The sequence below is a fragment of the Shewanella sp. A22 genome, assembly GCF_053850585.1.
The window spans coordinates 1-2849 of record NZ_JBSQBN010000215.1; the positions used below are offsets into that span (position 1 = coordinate 1).

General features: G+C 38.8%; 3 protein-coding genes. 1 reads left to right on the forward strand and 2 read right to left on the reverse strand.

All coding sequences use genetic code 11. From position 1 onward, the window contains the following. Positions 1–164: 164 nt before the first annotated feature. Both ACWXWT_RS20225 and ACWXWT_RS20230 read right to left on the reverse strand, forming a co-directional pair. Positions 165–1160 (reverse strand): hypothetical protein, encoded by a 996-nt coding sequence (locus tag ACWXWT_RS20225; RefSeq protein ID WP_456043368.1) that lies wholly within the window; start codon positions 1158–1160, stop codon positions 165–167. Beyond that, a complete protein-coding gene (locus tag ACWXWT_RS20230; RefSeq protein ID WP_456043369.1) occupies positions 1157–1888 on the reverse strand; it encodes a hypothetical protein in 732 nt (243 codons plus the stop codon). Before ACWXWT_RS20230 ends, ACWXWT_RS20225 begins: the two co-directional genes overlap by 4 nt. A gap of 174 nt (positions 1889–2062) precedes the next feature. Between ACWXWT_RS20230 and ACWXWT_RS20235 the strand changes: the two genes are divergently transcribed. Next, a complete protein-coding gene (locus ACWXWT_RS20235; protein ID WP_456043370.1) occupies positions 2063–2719 on the forward strand; it encodes a glutathione S-transferase in 657 nt (218 codons plus the stop codon). Positions 2720–2849 lie beyond the last annotated feature (130 nt).

Below are 2849 nucleotides of genomic sequence, written 5' to 3' on the forward strand. Positions count from 1 at the left end.
GCCAGAATGGAGTCTCTCAGGTATGCCACTTCTGTGTTACATCGATTTAAAAGGGAACACCATTTCTACATCAATGTGCCTTGAATTGAAAAACCTGAGAGACTCTGAACTGACCAGATATTTAATGGGATTGGTATAATACCGTTGCCATTTGGGTGAGTAAACTACTGTATATTTTGCTGTTGCAGTAACGAGACTAGTTGTTCGAGGTTATCTACCGCAGCCGAATCAAGTTCTTTTTTGTTCGCCAAAGAGGAAATACTGCTAATGATGGGTTTAGCATCCTCAGCTGGCAGACCAAATAAAATTTGTGAATGAATCAACGCTTGTTTGTTTTGAAGTAAATTAATGTTGTTATAGTAATCCTTAAGTTGAAATCCACTTGCAAATTCAATCGTCTCTTTTTGTGGGCCAATATCAGCATTGGTTTGAATAACGGGTTCGATACTGTGCTTCAGTACAGTATTCGATATTTGAACAGAAAAATGTTGGAAATTTGCCGACCGAGTCAAGAATGCCTTTCTATATGGCGAATCGTTAGGATAACGTTGCGCTAATTTATAATCTGATGACGATGCTTCCAAGCTCGCTCTTACTGTTTCTAAAGGAGAGAGCTCTAATCCTATCGAGCCTTTCGTAAGTGTCGATTCTGTATCACTCACCAATACCATGAGAATATCGTTAATATCCTTTCCATGTTGTTTTTGCAGTAGCTTGTTTAAGTAAGCTAATTGAGTATTGTAACGATGATGGCGACTATGTTGATATGTCACAGTATGCGACTCTGGAGGCGTGACAAATGAACACCCCCTAACAAATACATCAATATGTCTGCTCGGATCCGGTATGTAAAACTCTTCTTCAGAAAAATTCACTGTATATTTAACTCTTAAGGGGGAGTCTTTTTGACAAATATTGTTGTTAATATAACAGTTAGCTTCGCCACTATAATCGTCAACTTGCGACTCGCAGATAATCCCTTCCGTCGGTGCATTAGGCCCAGGAGTATTTGTGATATTCACCTTAGGAAACGGAATGCTCTTATTGTGGTCAAACAACATCGCTTTTAAATTGATAGCTTGTGGTTGAGCATATGCATTAATGGCCATCATCATAAAAGCGAGAAAAAGGATAAGATTTATCGGGCTAAAAATTTTCATTTATTTTCTTCTTTTAAATAATGTCTAATGGCTTCAGCAAGTGCCGCTAGGATAATAAAAAACATAATAACTAACAGAACCCTAGATATCGGCGAAGCCCAAACCCAGTAATTTAACCATGTACCTCTGCTAACCATGCAGGCAGAATCGTTTGAGTCTAAAAGTTGACCTTTAACAAAAGCTTGTATATTGGCGTCTTCAGGTTTTTCACTTTCAAGTAATACTCGAAAAATGGGTTGATAATGCTGATTAAATGGGCGAAGTAACACTCTTAAGTCTTGGTACAAATCATGTTTGTTTGCAACACTCGTTGAAACACAAAGCCCTGTTGCATCTATAGGTGGACAAGTATTGCCCGAAAATGGATGTTCTAATAATGATTGACTATTAATTGGGGGGAGCAGCGTGGCATTTCTCATGACCTGTTGCTCACTTGCAATGTGTAAATTTAATGCGTCTGGTGGTGTGCCATATGTAAAAATGGCAATATCCACAAAATGAGATAGAGGACTATTAACACCTTTAAGTGATAACACGGGTGTTGGCTCTGTCACTCGAATGATAATTCTGCACTCATTAAGCCAATCAGAAAACAAATCTTCGTAAAGGGATTTGCTTTTCCCGGCAAAAAACAACAGTACAGTGACTAAGGGAATAGCAACCCAAGTAAGCTTTTTTGATCTGGCAAGGAAAGTGATTTCTTTATCAATGTTTGTTTTATTAATCATTAGGGCCTATTGATTTGCATTCACTAACTCAGTATTGCCTGTGAATTTAGATAGTTCAAGTTTTGTACATAATCAAAGTAACCAAAATGTTATCATCAGCGGTAAAATTAATGATACCGCGACACCATCAATTAATTACCTGAGCTTGCTAACTAAGAAATAATGGGACCAACAATGGCATTACCGATACTGTATTCGTTGAGAAATTGCCCCTATGCAATGCGGGCAAGATTAGCCATTTATGCGTCAGGCCAACAAGTATTATTACGCGACATAGTGTTAAGCCACAAACCTGCAGAAATGCTGCTAGCCTCACCTAAAGGTACCGTTCCTGTGCTGGTCACCACAGAAAATCAGGTTATAGATGAGAGTTTATCCATTATGCTCTGGGCGTTAACAAAAACAGACCCCCATCATTATCTTAATCAAAATGTGCCAAACGCATTGCCTGACATGTTATCTATTATTGCTATTTTTGATAATGAGTTTAAACGGTATTTAGAGAAGTATCGTTGTGCTAAGCGCTACCATGAACCTTCATTAATCGCTGAAAGACAACAATGTGAACGATATTTGGCAGAGTTAGAGAATAGGTTATGTCAGCATCAATATTTAATGTCTAATCAACCTAGCTTAATGGACCTTGCGTTAATGCCGTACATACGCCAATTTGCTAGGGTAGAGCGACAATGGTACCTACAATCTCCTTATCCCAATTTACGCCAGTGGCTTAACCACTACTTACAAGGTCGAATGTTCAGTAAGGTAATGATGAAACACCCGTTATGGTTAAATTCAAAAACTGAGGTGATTTTTGGCTCCGCAGGATAAGCATTATACCAATCCTATTAAATATGTGGTCTTTCAGCGGGCGTTCAAAGTGCTGTAGGCAAGGCAGATGATTGAAGCGAATAGTGATCCTCGGTAACAAGCTCCTGCGTTACTCTACCTCCAGCATCTG